Annotated in this window: 15 protein-coding genes and 1 pseudogene; 9 read left to right on the top strand and 7 right to left on the bottom strand. The window is 68.1% G+C overall.

Going from position 1 to position 15,443, the window contains the following annotated elements; all coding sequences use genetic code 11:
* Positions 1 to 115: 115 nt before the first annotated feature.
* Positions 116 to 571 (bottom strand): DUF4307 domain-containing protein, encoded by a 456-nt coding sequence (locus ABZ863_RS25060; RefSeq protein WP_358540037.1) that lies wholly within the window; start codon positions 569 to 571, stop codon positions 116 to 118.
* A 141-nt stretch (positions 572 to 712) separates the two neighbouring features.
* On the opposite strand from ABZ863_RS25060, the gene mca reads away from it, so the two are divergent.
* The 7 genes and pseudogenes from mca to ABZ863_RS25025 all read left to right on the top strand — a co-directional run.
* Entirely contained in the window at positions 713 to 1,627 is a 915-nt protein-coding gene (gene mca / locus ABZ863_RS25055; RefSeq protein WP_358540034.1) for a mycothiol conjugate amidase Mca, read from the top strand.
* Complete coding sequence (locus ABZ863_RS25050) at positions 1,624 to 1,938, top strand: hypothetical protein (RefSeq protein WP_358540031.1); 315 nt, start codon at positions 1,624 to 1,626, stop codon at positions 1,936 to 1,938. The genes mca and ABZ863_RS25050 overlap by 4 nt, the downstream gene beginning before the upstream one ends.
* Before the next feature lie 23 nt (positions 1,939 to 1,961).
* On the top strand, positions 1,962 to 3,974 hold the full coding sequence (locus ABZ863_RS25045) for a thioredoxin domain-containing protein (protein ID WP_358540029.1): 2,013 nt from the start codon (positions 1,962 to 1,964) through the stop codon (positions 3,972 to 3,974).
* Positions 3,975 to 4,067: 93 nt separating this feature from the next.
* A complete protein-coding gene (locus ABZ863_RS25040) occupies positions 4,068 to 4,625 on the top strand; it encodes a hypothetical protein (RefSeq protein ID WP_358540026.1) in 558 nt (185 codons plus the stop codon).
* 329 nt (positions 4,626 to 4,954) lie between these two features.
* Positions 4,955 to 5,941 carry an SDR family NAD(P)-dependent oxidoreductase gene (locus tag ABZ863_RS25035; RefSeq protein WP_358540023.1) on the top strand — a complete coding sequence of 329 codons (987 nt, stop codon included), beginning with the start codon at positions 4,955 to 4,957 and terminating at the stop codon, positions 5,939 to 5,941.
* 6 nt (positions 5,942 to 5,947) lie between these two features.
* Positions 5,948 to 6,427, top strand: coding sequence for a MarR family transcriptional regulator (locus tag ABZ863_RS25030; protein WP_358540020.1), 480 nt, complete (start codon positions 5,948 to 5,950; stop codon positions 6,425 to 6,427).
* Positions 6,428 to 6,429: 2 nt separating this feature from the next.
* Positions 6,430 to 6,728, top strand: a pseudogene (locus ABZ863_RS25025) (replication initiator protein); the annotation flags it as partial.
* A 233-nt stretch (positions 6,729 to 6,961) separates the two neighbouring features.
* Here the strand turns inward: ABZ863_RS25025 and ABZ863_RS25020 are convergent.
* On the bottom strand, positions 6,962 to 7,642 hold the full coding sequence (locus ABZ863_RS25020) for a hemolysin III family protein (RefSeq protein ID WP_358540017.1): 681 nt from the start codon (positions 7,640 to 7,642) through the stop codon (positions 6,962 to 6,964).
* 94 nt (positions 7,643 to 7,736) lie between these two features.
* Between ABZ863_RS25020 and ABZ863_RS25015 the strand changes: the two genes are divergently transcribed.
* Positions 7,737 to 8,516, top strand: coding sequence for an isoprenyl transferase (locus tag ABZ863_RS25015; RefSeq protein WP_358540014.1), 780 nt, complete (start codon positions 7,737 to 7,739; stop codon positions 8,514 to 8,516).
* A 63-nt stretch (positions 8,517 to 8,579) separates the two neighbouring features.
* Here ABZ863_RS25015 and ABZ863_RS25010 read toward each other — a convergent pair whose 3' ends face one another.
* Positions 8,580 to 8,810 carry a hypothetical protein gene (locus ABZ863_RS25010; protein ID WP_358540011.1) on the bottom strand — a complete coding sequence of 77 codons (231 nt, stop codon included), beginning with the start codon at positions 8,808 to 8,810 and terminating at the stop codon, positions 8,580 to 8,582.
* 642 nt (positions 8,811 to 9,452) lie between these two features.
* Here ABZ863_RS25010 and ABZ863_RS25005 point away from each other — a divergent pair.
* Positions 9,453 to 10,844, top strand: a complete 1,392-nt coding sequence (locus ABZ863_RS25005; protein ID WP_358540007.1) for a PhoH family protein — start codon at positions 9,453 to 9,455, stop codon at positions 10,842 to 10,844.
* A gap of 18 nt (positions 10,845 to 10,862) precedes the next feature.
* On the opposite strand, the gene ABZ863_RS25000 is transcribed toward ABZ863_RS25005, so the two are convergent.
* Genes ABZ863_RS25000 through ABZ863_RS24985 form a run of 4 tightly spaced genes read right to left on the bottom strand, consistent with a single transcriptional unit; the run spans position 10,863 to position 15,412 of the window.
* Positions 10,863 to 12,302 carry a GuaB1 family IMP dehydrogenase-related protein gene (locus ABZ863_RS25000; protein ID WP_358540004.1) on the bottom strand — a complete coding sequence of 480 codons (1,440 nt, stop codon included), beginning with the start codon at positions 12,300 to 12,302 and terminating at the stop codon, positions 10,863 to 10,865.
* Between the two features lie 52 nt (positions 12,303 to 12,354).
* Complete coding sequence (locus ABZ863_RS24995; protein ID WP_358540001.1) at positions 12,355 to 12,978, bottom strand: MBL fold metallo-hydrolase; 624 nt, start codon at positions 12,976 to 12,978, stop codon at positions 12,355 to 12,357.
* Between the two features lie 11 nt (positions 12,979 to 12,989).
* The gene (locus ABZ863_RS24990) at positions 12,990 to 14,510 is read right to left on the bottom strand and encodes an ATP-dependent DNA ligase (RefSeq protein WP_358539998.1); all 1,521 of its coding nucleotides are present in this window, start codon (positions 14,508 to 14,510) and stop codon (positions 12,990 to 12,992) included.
* Positions 14,420 to 15,412, bottom strand: a complete 993-nt coding sequence (locus tag ABZ863_RS24985; RefSeq protein ID WP_358539995.1) for a DMT family transporter — start codon at positions 15,410 to 15,412, stop codon at positions 14,420 to 14,422. Before ABZ863_RS24985 ends, ABZ863_RS24990 begins: the two co-directional genes overlap by 91 nt.
* Positions 15,413 to 15,443: the final 31 nt, after the last annotated feature.

Here is a 15,443-nt window from a genome sequence, read left to right as displayed (position 1 = left end):
AAACACGGCCCGCCTGGGGCCGTGCCGGTAGACGAGGGTAACACGTTAGGGCCGGTGAGTGCTGCTCACGTCCGCGCGAAGCGGACATTCGGCGCGCTATTCACCCCGTTGGCCGCTAGGCCCTTGACAAGTATTCAGGGACATTATACGAGCAGCCGTACACATCTGCGGTAACGGGCTCGGTGATACTGCGAACCACGGTCGAGAGTCGCTGCGCGCCAGGTGCGATGTATATCTCTTTGCGGCCGCTTTCAGCGCCCGAGATGTCACGCACGCGTACGATGCACACCCCTGGTCGCTGCGCGTCATCGCGCAGAACGTCGATCGTGACCTCCATGGCGTTGCCCGGCTGCTCGGCGAACCCGACCCGTTGCGCCTCGATGGGCGCACTGCCGAAGTTGCTGTACCCGACATAGGCCACGACCCCACCCGCGACCAGCGCCAACGCACCGACGATCCACATCCGCGCCTTACCCGGCCTGCGTGGACTCGGGCGGGCCGAGCCGTAGCGGCCGGCCGGCAGCGGCTTGCGGCCGGTGCCCGCCTGCGGCGCGTACTGTCCGGTGCTCAAACCGGGCCTCCCGATCGGTCTTGTCGGTGCGGTGAGGAAGATGGACCACGTGCTCCGCGTTATGAGTATCCGCGGAGTCCGACTCATCAGGACAACGGGGTCCGCGAGACAGCGTAGGTGGCGAGAGGGGCCTAGTCGGTCATGGTGGGATCTGACGGAGCAACGGTGACCGGGCAAGGCGGGGCACTCCGGCTGATGGCGGTGCACGCCCACCCCGACGACGAGTCGAGCAAGGGTGCCGCGACGATGGCGCGTTACGTGGCCGAGGGCTACGACGTCATGGTCGTCACCTGCACCGGCGGCGAGGCGGGCAGCGTGCTCAACCCGGCGATGGACCGGCCGGAGGTGCACGCCAACATGACCGAGCTGCGCCGGGAGGAGATGGCTCGCGCCGCCAAGATTCTCGGCGTGCAGCATCGCTGGCTCGGTTTCATCGACTCGGGCCTGCCCGAGGGCGAGCCGATGCCGCCGTTGCCGGAGGGATGCTTCGCGACGGTACCGATCGAGCAGCCCACCGAGGCGCTCGTGCGGGTCATCCGCGAGTTCAAACCGCACGTCGTCATCACCTATGACGAGAACGGTGGGTACCCGCACCCCGACCACATCCGCTGCCACGAGATCTCGGTCGCTGCCTACGATGCCGCGCCGGACCCGCAGCGCTGGCCGGATGCCGGCGAGCCATGGCAGCCGCTGAAGCTGTACTACTCGCACGGCTTCTCGCGGGCCAAGATCACCGCGTTCCACGAGGCGCTCGTCGCGCGTGGCCTCGACTCCCCGTACGACGAGTGGCTCGATCGATGGGACCCGGACAAGGCGGATGTCATCGAGCGGGTCACGACGCGGGTCCGTTGCGACGACTACTTCGAGGTCCGTGACGAGGCGCTCAAGGCGCACGCCACCCAGATCGACCCGGAAAGCCGGTGGTTCGCTCTCCCGCTGGACCTTCAGCGGGAGGTGTGGCCGACCGAGGAGTACGAGCTCGTACGCTCGATTGTGGACAGCACGCTTCCGGAGGACGATCTGTTCGCAGGGGTGCGAGAGAAGGTGACCACATGACGCTTCCGGCCTTCGCGGCCGTGCCGATGATGACCGGTGCCGCCTTCCTGGCGCAACAGCCGGGCACCGGTGACAACGGCGGCCAGGGCGAGGACTTCGGCAAGTCCTCCCCGGTCGGCTTCCTGCTCCTGCTGCTCTTCTTCATCGCTGTCGTCTTCCTGATTCGCTCGATGACCAAGCACCTCAAGCGGGTACCGGCGACCTTCGACGAAACCGAGCAGCCAGAGCAGCAGGAGACCTCGGCGGACGACGAGTCCGCGGGCAAGGTCGACGCGACCGCGAGTGAGTCGACGAGGACCGAGCGCACCTGAGCCCGGCGTGCGACCCTGGAGGCATGTCCAACCGTCTGGCGACAGCGACAAGCCCCTACCTGCTGCAGCACGCCGACAACCCGGTGGACTGGTGGCCGTGGTGTGCCGAGGCGCTCGCCGAGGCGAAACGGCGCGACGTGCCCGTTCTGCTCTCGATCGGCTACGCGGCATGCCACTGGTGTCACGTGATGGCGCACGAGTCGTTCGAGCACGACGAGACCGCCTCGCTGATGAACGCCAACTTCGTCAACATCAAGGTGGACCGCGAGGAGCGGCCTGACATCGACGCCGTCTACATGACGGCGACGCAGGCGATGACCGGCCACGGCGGATGGCCGATGACGTGCTTCCTCACCCCGGACGGCGAGCCTTTCCACTGCGGCACCTACTACCCGCCTGTGCCCGGTCACGGGATGCCCTCGTTCACGCAGCTGCTCACCGCTGTGACGCAGGCCTGGGCGGAGCGCCCGGACGAGCTGAAGGACGGCGCGAGCAAGATCGTCAGTCATATCGCGCAGCAGACCGCGCCACTGCGGGAACATGCGGTGGACGAGCAGACGATCAGGGTGGCGGTGTCCACGCTGCGGCACGACATGGACCCGGGGCACGGTGGTTTCGGCGGCGCGCCCAAGTTCCCGCCGTCAATGGTGCTGGAGTTCCTGTTGCGCCATTACGAGCGCACCGGCTCGCCGGAAGCTCTGTCCATTGTGGAGCTTACGGCGGAGGGAATGGCGCGAGGTGGCATCTACGATCAGCTCGCGGGTGGCTTCGCACGGTATTCGGTGGATGCGGCCTGGGTGGTGCCACACTTCGAAAAGATGCTCTACGACAACGCGTTGCTCTTGCGGTGCTACGCGCACCTGGCGCGACGCACGGGATCGGCGCTGGCCGCCCGTGTCGCCGGGGAGACCGCGGACTTCCTGCTGCGGGACCTGCGCACGCCGGAGGGCGGCTTCGCGGCCTCGCTCGACGCCGACACCGACGGTGTCGAGGGGCTGACCTATGTGTGGACGCCGCAGCAACTGACCGAGGTGTTCGGTGCCGAGGAAGGGCAGTGGGCCGCCGAGCTGTTCCAGGTGACGGCGGAGGGCACGTTCGAGCACGGCATGTCGACCTTGCAGCTACCGCGTGACCCTGACGATGAGGCCCGGTGGGCTCGGGTGCGCTCGGCGCTGTTGGCGGCGCGGGCGGAACGCCCGCAGCCCACACGCGATGACAAGGTGATCGCGGCGTGGAACGGGCTCGCCATCACCGCGCTCGCCGAGGCCGGCGTCGCGCTGGAGTGCCCGGAGTGGGTCGAGGCAGCCGTGGCGGCGGCGAACCTGTTGCTGGACAAGCACTTCATCGAGGGCAGGTTGCGCCGTAGCTCGCGCGGCGGCGTGGTGGGCGAGGCGGCAGGCGTACTCGAGGATTACGCCTGCCTTGCCGACGGGCTGCTCGCGCTGCACCAGGCGACCGGCGAGCCGGCATGGCTGGCGGAAGCCGGCGCGCTCCTCGACGTCGCTCTCGAACGGTTCGCCGCTGAAGCCCCCGGAGCTTTCCACGACACCGCCGATGATGCCGAGGCGTTGGTGCACAGGCCATCGGACCCCACCGACAACGCGACCCCGGCGGGTGCCTCCGCGCTGGCGAGCGCACTGCTGACGGCGTCGGCGCTGGCCGGCCACGAACAGGCGAGCAGGTACCGCTCAGCGTGCGAACAAGCTGTGCGCCGCGCCGGCGCGCTCGCAGCGCAGGCGCCTCGGTTCGCCGGCAACTGGTTGACCGTAGCCGAGGCGCTGCTGGCAGGTCCGGTACAGGTCGCCGTGGTCGGGCAGGACGCGGCGGCTCGTGCGGAGCTGCTGGTGGAGGCGGCGCGGCAGGTGCACGGCGGCGGCGTCGTACTAGGCGGGCCGCCCGAGGCCAAAGGGGTTCCGTTGCTGGCGGACCGCCCGCTGGTCGATGATGCTCCGGCCGCCTATGTCTGCCGTGGTTACGTGTGTGAGCGCCCGGTCACGACGGTGGACGACCTCGCACTGGTGCTGGCCGCGGACTGACTTTCCGCCCTTGGTGAACACCCCATATCGCATTGGTCTTTCGGCGTACCTTCTGTAGTGATGTAATCGTGTAATCAAGCCGAGGAGGCACCGATGCGACAAGGATGGCGCGGTCGGGGCGGTTGGCAGCAGGCCGAGGTTCCCGATACAAGCGACGCGGCGGCCTGGTTCAGTGGGCGGCTGCCCGAGGACTGGTTCGCCGGGGAGCCCGAGATCACGGTCGACCGCGAGGAGATCATCGTCGTCGGCGAGTTGCCACCGTTGACCGCCGAATACTCTGACGACGCCGCCAAGGCGGCCGCGGAGTCGGGCCGGATCAGCCGCTTCCGCGAGGACACCAGGGACAACCGCATCGAGATCGCGCGGCAGGCCGAGCACCGGTACCGCCGCAAGGTCGCGTGGGGAGCGCGGATCGGTGATACGCGCGAGCTGTTCACCACGATCTCGGTACCCGTGATGACCAGGCTGCGGCAGCCGGAACGGCGCGTACTCGACACGCTGGTGGACGCAGGCGTGGCCCGCTCGCGCTCGGAAGCCCTTGCCTGGGCGGTGAAACTGGTAGGCGAGCACGCGGACTCGTGGCTAGCCGAACTGCGCACGGCGATGTCTACAGTGGACGACCTGCGGGCGCAAGGCCCCAACCTGGCCTGACGTTGAGCCGCGTGGACAGGTGACGGAGTTGATCGCCTCGCCGAAGAGCGCTCAGGCGTACATGACCAGCCAGATCGCGATGTAGTGCGAGATCGCGGGATCTTGATGACTGGCGCTTTCGTATCAAGAGGTCCTCTGAGCTGTGAGTTTGATGCTCGACAGTTCTCGGGGCTCTCGCTGCTGTCTGACGTGTTACGGCCTGCTGTTTTGCCATCGTTTTGCGGGGAAAAGCGTTGAGATGATCTTGTCTCGAACCGGGAGTGATCTCCTCGTAATGACGGTTTCTTACTGACCAGTATCGACCAGGCAGACTGCCCTCGCGTGCCACGGTGATCCGCCACAGGATGTATGCTTTGTTCGGAACAAACCGAACACGCAGAGCTTCATTCGAGAGGGTAGCCATGGTCACCAAACCGCTGGTCGTCGCGATCACTGGGGCCAACTCGGGTATCGGACTACGCGCCGCCGAACGGCTTGCCGTCGAGGGACACCAGGTCTATGCGATCTGTCGGTCGCCTGACAGGGGCCAAGCCGCTCTAGCCCGCATCAACAGCCGCGCTCGGACACCGGCACGGCTCGTGCTCGCCGACCTGAGCGAGGCCGCTTCGATCGAGTCGGCCGTGACCTGCATCCGCGGCGAAACGGACCACCTTGACGTCCTGATTAACAACGCCGCCGTGTTCGACCAGACGGTGCGTACCCCCCAGTTCACCTCCGCCGGGCACGAGCTGTTCTGGGCCACCAACCACCTGGGGCCGTTCCAGGTCACGGCCGGGCTAAGTCACCTGCTTGCGAGCGCGCCACGGCCCAGGCTCATCTCTGTGGCCAGCAAAGGCTTGGTCTCCATGCCGCGGATCAAGATCCGTTTCGACGCACTTGACAGTGCGAGCTGGTACAGCGCGACCAAGGCCTACTACCACGCCAAACTCGCCCAGATCATGATGAGCTACCACCTTGCGTTACGTGCCATCGGAAAACTCGACGTCGCCTGCATCCGGGTACCTGCCGTCCGGTTGGATGCCGACCGCGTCGACGCGCTGCCCCGATTGCTGCGCCTGGTGTACGCCCCGAAGAACCGGCTGGCGGCACCACCCGAGCGGCTGGCCGACACCTATGTCTCCATCGCCACAAGGGAGACCACCTGGACCGAACACGTGACCGCGGCAGGCGACCCGCGCGTCGAACTCCGAGGCATCTACGTTGACGAGAATGAACACCCCGTTACCGCGCCGGCGTTCGCCTACGACGCGCAAGCCCGCGCGCGCCTGTGGGGCCTCTCACAACAAGCCACCGGCAATCCGGATTGGCCCTGGTGAACGACGATGAACACCATGGCCGCCCGGCAACAGTTCATCGAAGACGCCGGGATGTTCTTCGAGCGGCTCGGCCTGAGTCGGACCTCGGGTCGAGTGCTCGGCTGGCTGCTCATCAGCCCGGATGGCTCAGCCGACGCGCCCGACCTCTGCACCGAACTCGCCACCGCCAAGAGCAGCATGAGCGTGGCATTACGGCAACTGGACGCCGCCGGACTGATCGAGCGCTACCGGCTGCCTCGCCAACGCCGGGAGCGCTACAGGCTGACTGACGACGTCTTCGGCCGCGCCTTCCGCGCCAAAATGGCCGAACTCGACGCTTTCAACGACTTGGTGAATCAGGCGCTGCGCGTGGTCGGCAACGACGTCGCGCCCCGAGAACGACTTCGAGTTATGTCCGAGATGTACGGATTCATGGCACGCGAGTTCCCTAAACTGCTGGACCGCTGGGACCAGGAGAAACGGGCCCGATTGTCGCCCGGTCCCTAGCAAAACGCACTGCTGGACACCTGCGCGCGGCGCTGGGGGGATCGATCCCACACGGAGTCATCCGGCAGGTCACGGACGCGACTTTGCGCCAAGGTTGGTGGCCCAACCATGACCAGCTCATCTACGGCGGCGACCACCTCCCGGTCTGGGACAGCGATCCTTTGTGGACCTCGACACCCGGAAACTGCTGACCGAGTGGGGTGAGGCAGTGGAGGCGGTCGACCGACCCGCGCACGTGGTGGCCTTTGGGCGGCAGGTCCACTCCAAAGGCATCCTCGGAGGCTCCGAGGAAGCCGGGCGTTGCACCGGTGTTCGTCGACAGTGAAGAGTCGATCAAGGCGCTGTCCTGCTACCTCGGGCACTCCGACCCCGGCTTCTCGCTGCGGGTCATAAACACCTGCTGCCGAGTAGCCACGAGTGGACATGGAGCGCGGTCGACGCGTTCTTCGAGCGGGCTCGCGACGTGCAGGAAGGGCCAGGCTGTGACCAAGCAGTATGACGGCCTGGGCAAGATTCAGAAAAGGTAAACGCCTGCTAGGCGTACATGACCAGCCAGATTGCGATGTAGTGCGAGATCGCGGCCAGCACCGTGCACGCGTGGAAGAACTCGTGGTACCCGAAGGTGCGGGGCCAGAAGTCCGGCCAGCGGGTGGCGTAGAAGATCGAGCCCACCGTGTAGAAGAAGCCGCCGACGAGCAGCAGCACCAGCGCCGCGACCCCGCCCGTGTTCGCCAGCTCGGGCAGGACGAAGACGGCCACCCAGCCGAGAGCGATGTAGATCGGCACGCCCAGCCAGCGTGGTGCCTGCGGCCAGAGCATCTTCAGCGCGACGCCGGCTAGCGCGCCGGTCCACACGACCGCGAGCACGATGTAGCCCGTGGGCTGCGTCATCGCGAGCAGGGTGAACGGCGTGTAGGTGCCCGCGATGAACAGGAAGATCATCGAGTGGTCCGCACGTTTCATCCACGCGTAGGCACGCGGGCTCCAGATACGGCGGTGGTAGAGGGCGCTGACGCCGAAGACGCCGAGCACGGTAGCGCCGTACACCGACGTCGCGGACGCCGCGACGCCGGAGACCGTCGAGGCGGCCAGCGCGATCAGGGTGGCGCCGGCCGCGATCGCGCCGAAGAAGCTCCAGAAATGGATGTGCCCCCGCAGCCGGGGACGGTTGAGCGCGGCTGACGGGTCGTGGCGGTTCTCGGTCCCAAGGCTCACGGAAGCCAGGTTACGGAACCGTAGGTTTGCTCGCATCCGTCAGCCGGGGAGCGCTGCGAACATCACGTCGCCCCACGGCGTACGCTGCTCTGACGTGAGTCTTCGCTCGTTCCTCTCCGACGTCGTCTACAGCGTCTACGCCTGGCGCCTGATCCAGCAGGCAGGCGGGCGGCATCCACGTCACATCGGGGTGATCCTCGACGGTAACCGGCGCTGGGCCCGCGAAGCGGGGTTCACCGACGTCAACGGCGGGCACCGAGTGGGGGCCAAGAAGATCGCCGACTTCCTCGGTTGGTGCCGCGAAGCCGAGGTCGAGGTGGTCACCCTCTGGCTACTGTCAACGGAGAACCTTCGCAGCCGGTCCAACGACGAGGTCGCGGCACTGCTGGAGATCATTCCGGATGTCGTCGACGAGCTCGCCCGGCCGGGTAACCCATGGCGGCTGTCCATTGTCGGTGCGCTCGACATGCTGCCGACCGACGTCGCCGCCCGCCTCACCGCCGCTACGCAGCGTACTGCCGGCCGTCATGGCATGGTCGTCAATGTGGCCGTTGGCTACGGCGGCAGGCAGGAGATCGCCGACGCGGTCCGCAAGCTGCTGAAACAGCAGGCCGACGAGGGGACCACAATCCATGAGCTGGCCAAGATCCTGGACGTGGATCATATTTCGGAGCATTTGTACACGTCGGGCCAGCCCGATCCGGACCTGATTATTCGCACTTCCGGTGAGCAGCGCTTGTCCGGTTTTCTGCTGTGGCAATCGGCGCATTCCGAATTCTGGTTCACCGAAGCCTACTGGCCGGCATTTCGCCGGGTCGACTTCCTGCGCGCGCTCCGCGACTACGCCGTCCGGCACCGCCGCTACGGCGCCTGACCCCGAACACGACTGTGGCCCGCGAGCAGTGCTCGCGGGCCACAGTCATACGCTGTCGTGCGATCAGTCGCCAGTCGGGCTGAGGATCAGCGCCGGGGTGCGAGCAATACCCGCGTAGGCGCCCGCGACCAGCGAGGCGGCGCCGTAGCCGAGAGCCGCACCACCCTCGATGAACGTGTAGTACGCGTCGGAGAACGTGATGCCGTCGACGGCCGACACGGGGGCCTCGGAGGCAGCAGGGGCAGCGAACGCGGTGCCGCCGACCATCAGCAACGCCGCAGTGGTGGCGGTCACAAAACCAGCCTTCTTCAGCACTTCGCACACACTCCTAGTTCGAATTTCGAAGCTGGACTCACCGCATACACCGGGTGCGTCCGGGGAAGAATTTACGTCACCCGGCCTAGTTCCGTTACTCCATTTACACCATTGTGTGAGTTCCACCTGTGGGTGAACCACTCGTTGGCATGGGAAATCTGAAGTCTGACTTGCGGGGGAATTCGCCTTGCTATAGAGCGGAGCGTGTTCGTCATGCGTGAGGAAAACGGTGCACGTTATGGTGAAACACCAGTCTTACGAGCTGTTTACCGGGCATGAAGGCGCTACCGAGAGTAGTCTTTCGCGGCATTGTGTGACGGGCCACCGACGGTGAGATGACGAATCGGCGAATCACCTGGCTGGCTGCCTGCATCACGTCGCTCACGCAGGTAGCTTCCGAAGTGACGGTCCGCGAACCGATGTGGATCGTCGCGGGAGGCCCTGGTCGTGGCAGTGCTGAAGTGGACGGCGAAGCCGTTCGGGAACGCACGAGGGGGCCGGCACCGGGCCCTCATGGCCGCATGAGCTGACGCCTCGGCGTCAGGGAGAGCGACCAGCCAGGGCAGTGCCCGGCCCAGCGAGTGCGGGCGTGGTGTCAACGCCCACGAGGGAGATGCCGTCGTGACTGCGCAGCGTTTGCCCCGGAAGGCCTCCGGCCACTCAACGACCAGTGCTTTCGGCACTGAGGGATTCTCCGGTTCACCCGGTTCACAGCGCCGCACCTACGTGCTCGACACGTCCGTGCTGCTGTCCGATCCCTGGGCGATCACCAGGTTCGCCGAGCATTCGGTGGTCCTGCCGCTCGTCGTCATCAGTGAGCTGGAAGCAAAACGGCACCACCCGGAACTCGGCTGGTTCGCGAGAGAGGCTCTTCGCCTGCTCGACGATCTGCGGCGTGCGCATGGCCGCCTCGACGCCCCCGTGCCGATCGGTGACGAGGGCGGAACCGTGCACGTCGAGCTCAACCATTCGGACCCGACAGTGCTGCCGCCAGGGTTCCGCACCGACTCCAATGATCACCGGATCCTCGCCTGTGCCCTCAACCTGGCCACCGAGCTCACGGCGGTGACGCTGGTGACCAAGGACATCCCGCTCCGGGTGAAGGCCGGCGCGGTGGGTCTGGACGCCGACGAGTACCGGGCGCAGGACGTGACACCGTCCGGCTGGACCGGCACGGCGGACCTGGACGTGCCCCAGGAAGCCATCGATGCGCTGTTCTCCGAGAACGTGGTCGACCTGGGTGACTACGGTGTTCCCGAGGCCGCCGAGCTGCCGTGCCACACCGGGTTGCGCCTGCTCGCCGGCACCACAAGCGCACTCGCCAGGGTCACACCCGACAAGCAGGTGCGGCTCGTGCGGGGTGACCGGGAGGCCTTCGGCCTGCACGGGCGTTCCGCCGAGCAGCGGGTCGCACTCGACCTGCTGCTCGATCCCGACATCGGGATCGTGTCACTGGGCGGCAGGGCCGGCACTGGCAAGTCCGCGCTCGCCCTGTGCGCAGGCCTCGAATCGGTGATGGAACGGCGCCTGCACCGCAAGGTCGTTGTCTTCCGCCCGGTGTACGCGGTCGGTGGCCAGGACCTCGGCTACCTGCCCGGCTCCGAGAGCGAGAAGATGCAGCCATGGGCGCAGGCCGTGTTCGACACCCTCGGTGCGCTGGTCAGCCAGGAGGTGCTCGACGAGGTCTTCGACCGCGGCATGCTCGAGGTCATGCCCCTGACGCACATCCGTGGCCGCTCGCTGCACGACGCCTTCGTCATCGTGGACGAGGCGCAGTCGCTCGAGCGCAACGTGCTGCTGACGGTGTTGTCCCGGCTCGGCACCGCGTCGCGGGTCGTGCTGACCCATGACGTGGCGCAGCGGGACAACCTGCGGGTCGGCAGGCATGACGGCGTCTCGGCGGTGATCGAGAAGCTCAAGGGGCACCCGCTGTTCGCGCACGTGACGCTCACGCGTTCCGAGCGCTCGCCGATCGCGGCACTGGTCACCGAGATGCTGGAGCACCACGGCTGAGCGAGTCGCCGGGGGCCGTCACCAGCCGGCAGGCAGGGGGCGGCCCTCGGCGAAGCCGGCGGCCGACTGCACACCGAGCACCGCCCGCTCATGGAACTCCGCAAGGCTGCTCGCACCCGCGTAGGTGCACGCCGAGCGCACGCCCGCGGTGATCGAGTCGAGCAGGTCCTCCACACCGGGACGGGCCGGGTCGAGCGCCATGCGCGAGGAGGAGATGCCCTCCTCGAACAGTGCCTTACGAGCGCGCTCGTACCCGTTGTCGGTACGTGTCCTGGCGCCGACGGCCCGCTTGGACGCCATGCCGAAGGACTCCTTGTACGGCCTGCCGTGCTCGTCGTAACGCAGGTCGCCGGGTGATTCGTGGGTGCCGGCGAACCACGAGCCGACCATCGCCGCCGACGCGCCGGCCGCCAGCGCGAGCGCGACGTCCCGCGGGTGCCGGACACCGCCGTCGGCCCAGACATGCTTGCCGAGTGCACGCGCGGCCTCGGCGCAGTCGAGTACCGCCGAGAACTGCGGACGGCCGACGCCGGTCATCATCCGCGTCGTGCACATGGCGCCAGGGCCGACACCGACCTTCACCACATCGGCACCGGCCTCGATGAGGTCGCGGGTACCCGCCGCCGTCACCACGTTGCCCGCCACGACCGGCACCCCCGGCGACACCGACCGCACGGCCTTGAGCGCGGTCAGCATCTTCTCCTGGTGCCCGTGTGCGGTGTCGACGACCAGCACGTCGACGCCCGCGGCCAGCACGGCCTCCGCCTTGGCCGCGACGTCACCGTTCACCCCGATGGCCGCGGCCACCCGCAGCCTGCCCTGCGCGTCGGTGGCCGGGCGGTAGATGCCCGCCCTCAGCGCGCCGACCTGCGTCAGCACGCCCGCGAGCCGGCCATTGCCGTCGATCCCCAGCGCCAGCCGCCCGCCGTGGTCGTGCAGCTGCTCGAACACCTGGCGTGGCGGCGTGTCCAGCGGGCAGGTGAGCACGGCGTTGTCGACCACCTCGCCGAGCCGGGCGAACCGGTCCACGCCGCTGCAGGCGACCTCGTCGACGATTCCGACCGGGCGGCCATCGACGTCGACCACCACCACGGCGCCGTGCGCGCGCTTGCCGACCAGGTTGAGCGCGTCGGCGACGGCGTCACCGGGGGTGAGCACGAGCGGGGTGTCCCACACCGTGTGCCGTTGCTTGACCCAGGTGGTGATGTCTGCGACGGCGGCCGGGTCGACGTCCTGGGGCAACACGACGAGCCCGCCGCGGCGGGCCACGGTCTCCGCCATCCGCCTGCCCGCGACGGCGGTCATGTTGGCGACGACGACCGGAATGGTGGTACCGGTGCCGTCCACGGTCGACAGGTCGACGTCGAAGCGCGACTCGACCGCTGAACGGTTCGGGAGCAGGAAGACGTCGTCGTAGGTCAGGTCGTGAGCGGGCCGGTGGCCATCCAGAAACTGCACGAGACCTCAGCCTACGTGCTCAGTGCCTGCAACGCCGAGCAGGCCGGAGACCTCAGGGCTTTTCCCAGCCCTGCGAGCCCGCCTTCTCGGCGCCGATCGTCGTGTGCTCCCCATGGCCGGTGTGCACGACGGTCTCGGCGGGCAGCGCGAAGAGCCGCTCGGTGATGGAGCCCACGATCGTCGGGTAGTCCGAGTACGAGCGGCCGGTGGCGCCGGGACCGCCGTGGAACAGCGTGTCGCCGGTGAACACCACGCCCAGGTCGGGGGCGTAGAGGCAGACCGCGCCCGGCGCGTGGCCAGGGGTGTGCATGACCTGCAGGTCCGTGCCGGCGACCGTGAGCCTCTGGCCGTCGGCCAGCTCCCGGTCAGGGGTCCGGTCGGGGTGGGTCAGGCCCCACAGCACGCGGTCGTCGGGGTGCAGCAGGATCGGCGCGCCGGTCAGCCGGGCCAGCTCGGGGGCCGCGTTGACGTGGTCGTTGTGCGCATGTGTGCACACAATCGCCTTGACCGTGCGCCCGCCGACCGCCTCGGCGATCCGGGTCGCGTCGTGCGCCGCGTCGATGACGATCACCTCGGAGTCGTCGCCGACGATCCAGACGTTGTTGTCGACGTCCCAGCTACCGCCGTCCAGCTGGAACACCCCGGAGGTCACCACGTTCTGCACAGTCGCTGCCATAACTGGAAACCCTAGCCGTTCACGGGGCGCAACATGGCGCGCACCGCGTCGATGCTGTCGGCATCAGCCGGCTCCTTGTCCGGGCGGTAGCGCAGCACACGTGCGAACCGCAATGCCACACCACCGGGGTAGCGCGGGCTGGTCTGCACGCCGTCGAGCTCGATCTCGACGACGAGCTCCGGCCGCACATATACCGTCCAGTCGTCACGGCGGGTCGCGAGCTGCGGCAGGTGCTCGGTCTGCCAGGCCAGCAGTGTGTCGGTCAGACCCTTGAACGTCTTGCCGACCATGATCGGCGGCCCGCCGTCCGGATCGCGTGCGCCGAGGTGCAGGTTCGACAGGAAGCCGGTGCGCCTGCCGTGCCCCCATTCGGCCGCGAGCACCACCAGGTCGAGCGTGTGCGCGGGTTTCACCTTCAGCCATGACCGGCCCCGCCGTCCCGCCGCGTAGGGCGAGTCGAGGTCCTTGATCATTACGCCTTCGTGCCCGGCGGCGAGTGAGCCGGCCAGCAGTGCGGCGGGGTCGGCCGGCTCGCTCTCGCCGGGGATCATGTGCTCGCCCGCGACCTCGCGTAGCGCGGCGTTGCGCTCCCGCAGCGGGGCATCGAGCAGGTCGGTGCCGTTCAGATGCAGGCAGTCGAAGAAGTACGGCCGCAGCAGCAGCGCCCGCACCTGCTCCTCGCGGGTGCTGCCGAAGCGCGACATGGTCTCCTGGAAGGGCCGCGGCCTGCCGTCGTCAGTGAGCGCGAGCGTTTCCCCGTCGAGCACGACCGACTCACACGGCAGCGAGCGCACCAGCTGCGCCAGCTCACCGACGTGCGCGGTGATCTCACGCAATGTCCTTGTGTAGACACGGATATCGTCGCCGTCGCGATGCACCTGAATCCGTGCACCGTCCAACTTGTACTCGACGACCACCGAACCGAGCTCGGCCAGTGCGTCGTCGAGCGTCTCGGCGGGCGAGGCCAGCATGGGCCGGACGGGCCTGCCCAGTTCGAGCCGGAACTCCGCGAGCGCCGAGCTGCCGCCCACCATTGCCGCTCCTGCTGTCTCGGGCAACCTGCCGGACAGCATGAACGCGCGACGGACCACCTCGCCGGGCACATCGGCGGCGGTCGCGATCGCGTCCACCATCACGCCTTCCAGCGCCCCGTGCCGCAGCTCGCCGGTGAGCAGGCGGAACAGGAAATCCTGTTCGGCCTCGGTCGCTTTCGCGAACAGCGCGCCGAGCACCGCTGCGCGGCGCTTCGCGGACCCGCTGCCACTGACCGCCGCGACTTCGCTCAGCACGGCGTCGACGGCGGCGACCGTGACTGTCGGGACCGGTGCGGGTGTGGTGCGGAGGTCGGCGAGCGTTCGCCAGCCGGTGCCGATCCGTCCCTGCCGGGGCTGACCGGTCAGGAACCCGACCGCGGGTGCCAGTTCCTCGCGCGGAGCCGCGGTCAGCAGCTCGGCCAGTGTCGCGATCTTGGCCTTGCGGGACCGGGTGGCCGCGAGCGCCGCGGACGCCCGGACGACGTCGTCGAGCAACATGTCGACATCATCTCGCCAGGCACCGACATTTCGCCCGGTGAGCGCAGCACGAGCCACACCCCGCCGCCGCAGACGGCGAGCCCCAGCAGGCCGTAGGCGCTGAGCTCCTCGCCGAACATCAGGTGGGCGAGCAACATCGTGGTGGGCGGCGTCAGGTACAGCAACGTCGAGGTCCGGGTCAGTGAGCCGCGCCGTACGAGACCCCAGTAGGAGCCGTAGCCGCCGATCGTGGAGAGCACCACGACCCAGGCGACGGCGAGCCAGAACTGACCGTCCGTCGGCACGGTGAGGGTGCCTGTCGCCGCGGCGACCCCGGTGAACAACACCGCGCTCACCGAGCACTGGATCAGCAGCGAGTCGGCCAGCGGCAGTGCGGTGGGCATGCGGCGGTCGGTGAACGTCGCGGCAACCAGGCCGCCCATCGCGAGAAACGGCAGTGCGTACGCAACAGCCGGCGCGGCCTCCGGCGTCGTGAGGTCCGCGCCGACGACGAGTGCCACGCCGCCCAGCCCGAGCAGCAGGCCGAACCACTGCCGGCCGCGGGTGCGTTCGCCGAGCAGCGGGCCGGCCAGTACGGCTACGACGATCGGCTGCAGTGCGGTGACGAGGGCCGCGGTCCCGGCGGGGACCCCGTATTCGGCGGACCACACCACGCCGGACAGGTACACGCCCTGGGAGAGCAGGCCGATGAACGCGTGCAGGGCGATATCGCGGACGGAGATCCGGCGCCTGCGCCGCATCGCCCACCAGACTCCGAACAGCACAGCCACGACCACGAACCGCCACGTCAAGAGGGTCGCCGCAGGAGCGACAGCGGTACCGAGGACGGCGCCGATGAAGCCAGAGCTCCACATCAGAACGAAACCTGCTGCCAGCCAGGCGTCTGTCGGGATAGGACGCATGCAACCCTCCTGAGTATACCGACCGGTGTGG

Source organism: Saccharomonospora sp. NPDC046836 (assembly GCF_040645195.1).
Lineage (GTDB): Bacteria > Actinomycetota > Actinomycetes > Mycobacteriales > Pseudonocardiaceae > Prauserella_A.
Note: the sequence above shows the minus strand (reverse complement) of the source record. Positions and strands in the feature narration are given on the sequence as shown.

Excerpts from the sequence above, each read along its gene's own strand:
- ABZ863_RS25040 (WP_358540026.1), top strand. The coding sequence starts at position 4,068 with ATGCGACAAGGATGGCGCGGTCGGGGCGGTTGGCAGCAGGCCGAGGTT.
- ABZ863_RS24995 (WP_358540001.1), bottom strand. The coding sequence starts at position 12,978 with ATGGCAGCGACTGTGCAGAACGTGGTGACCTCCGGGGTGTTCCAGCTG.
- ABZ863_RS25030 (WP_358540020.1), top strand. The coding sequence starts at position 5,948 with ATGAACACCATGGCCGCCCGGCAACAGTTCATCGAAGACGCCGGGATG.
- ABZ863_RS25050 (WP_358540031.1), top strand. The coding sequence starts at position 1,624 with ATGACGCTTCCGGCCTTCGCGGCCGTGCCGATGATGACCGGTGCCGCC.
- ABZ863_RS25045 (WP_358540029.1), top strand. The coding sequence starts at position 1,962 with ATGTCCAACCGTCTGGCGACAGCGACAAGCCCCTACCTGCTGCAGCAC.
- mca (WP_358540034.1), top strand. The coding sequence starts at position 713 with ATGGTGGGATCTGACGGAGCAACGGTGACCGGGCAAGGCGGGGCACTC.
- ABZ863_RS24990 (WP_358539998.1), bottom strand. The coding sequence starts at position 14,510 with ATGTTGCTCGACGACGTCGTCCGGGCGTCCGCGGCGCTCGCGGCCACC.
- ABZ863_RS24985 (WP_358539995.1), bottom strand. The coding sequence starts at position 15,412 with ATGCGTCCTATCCCGACAGACGCCTGGCTGGCAGCAGGTTTCGTTCTG.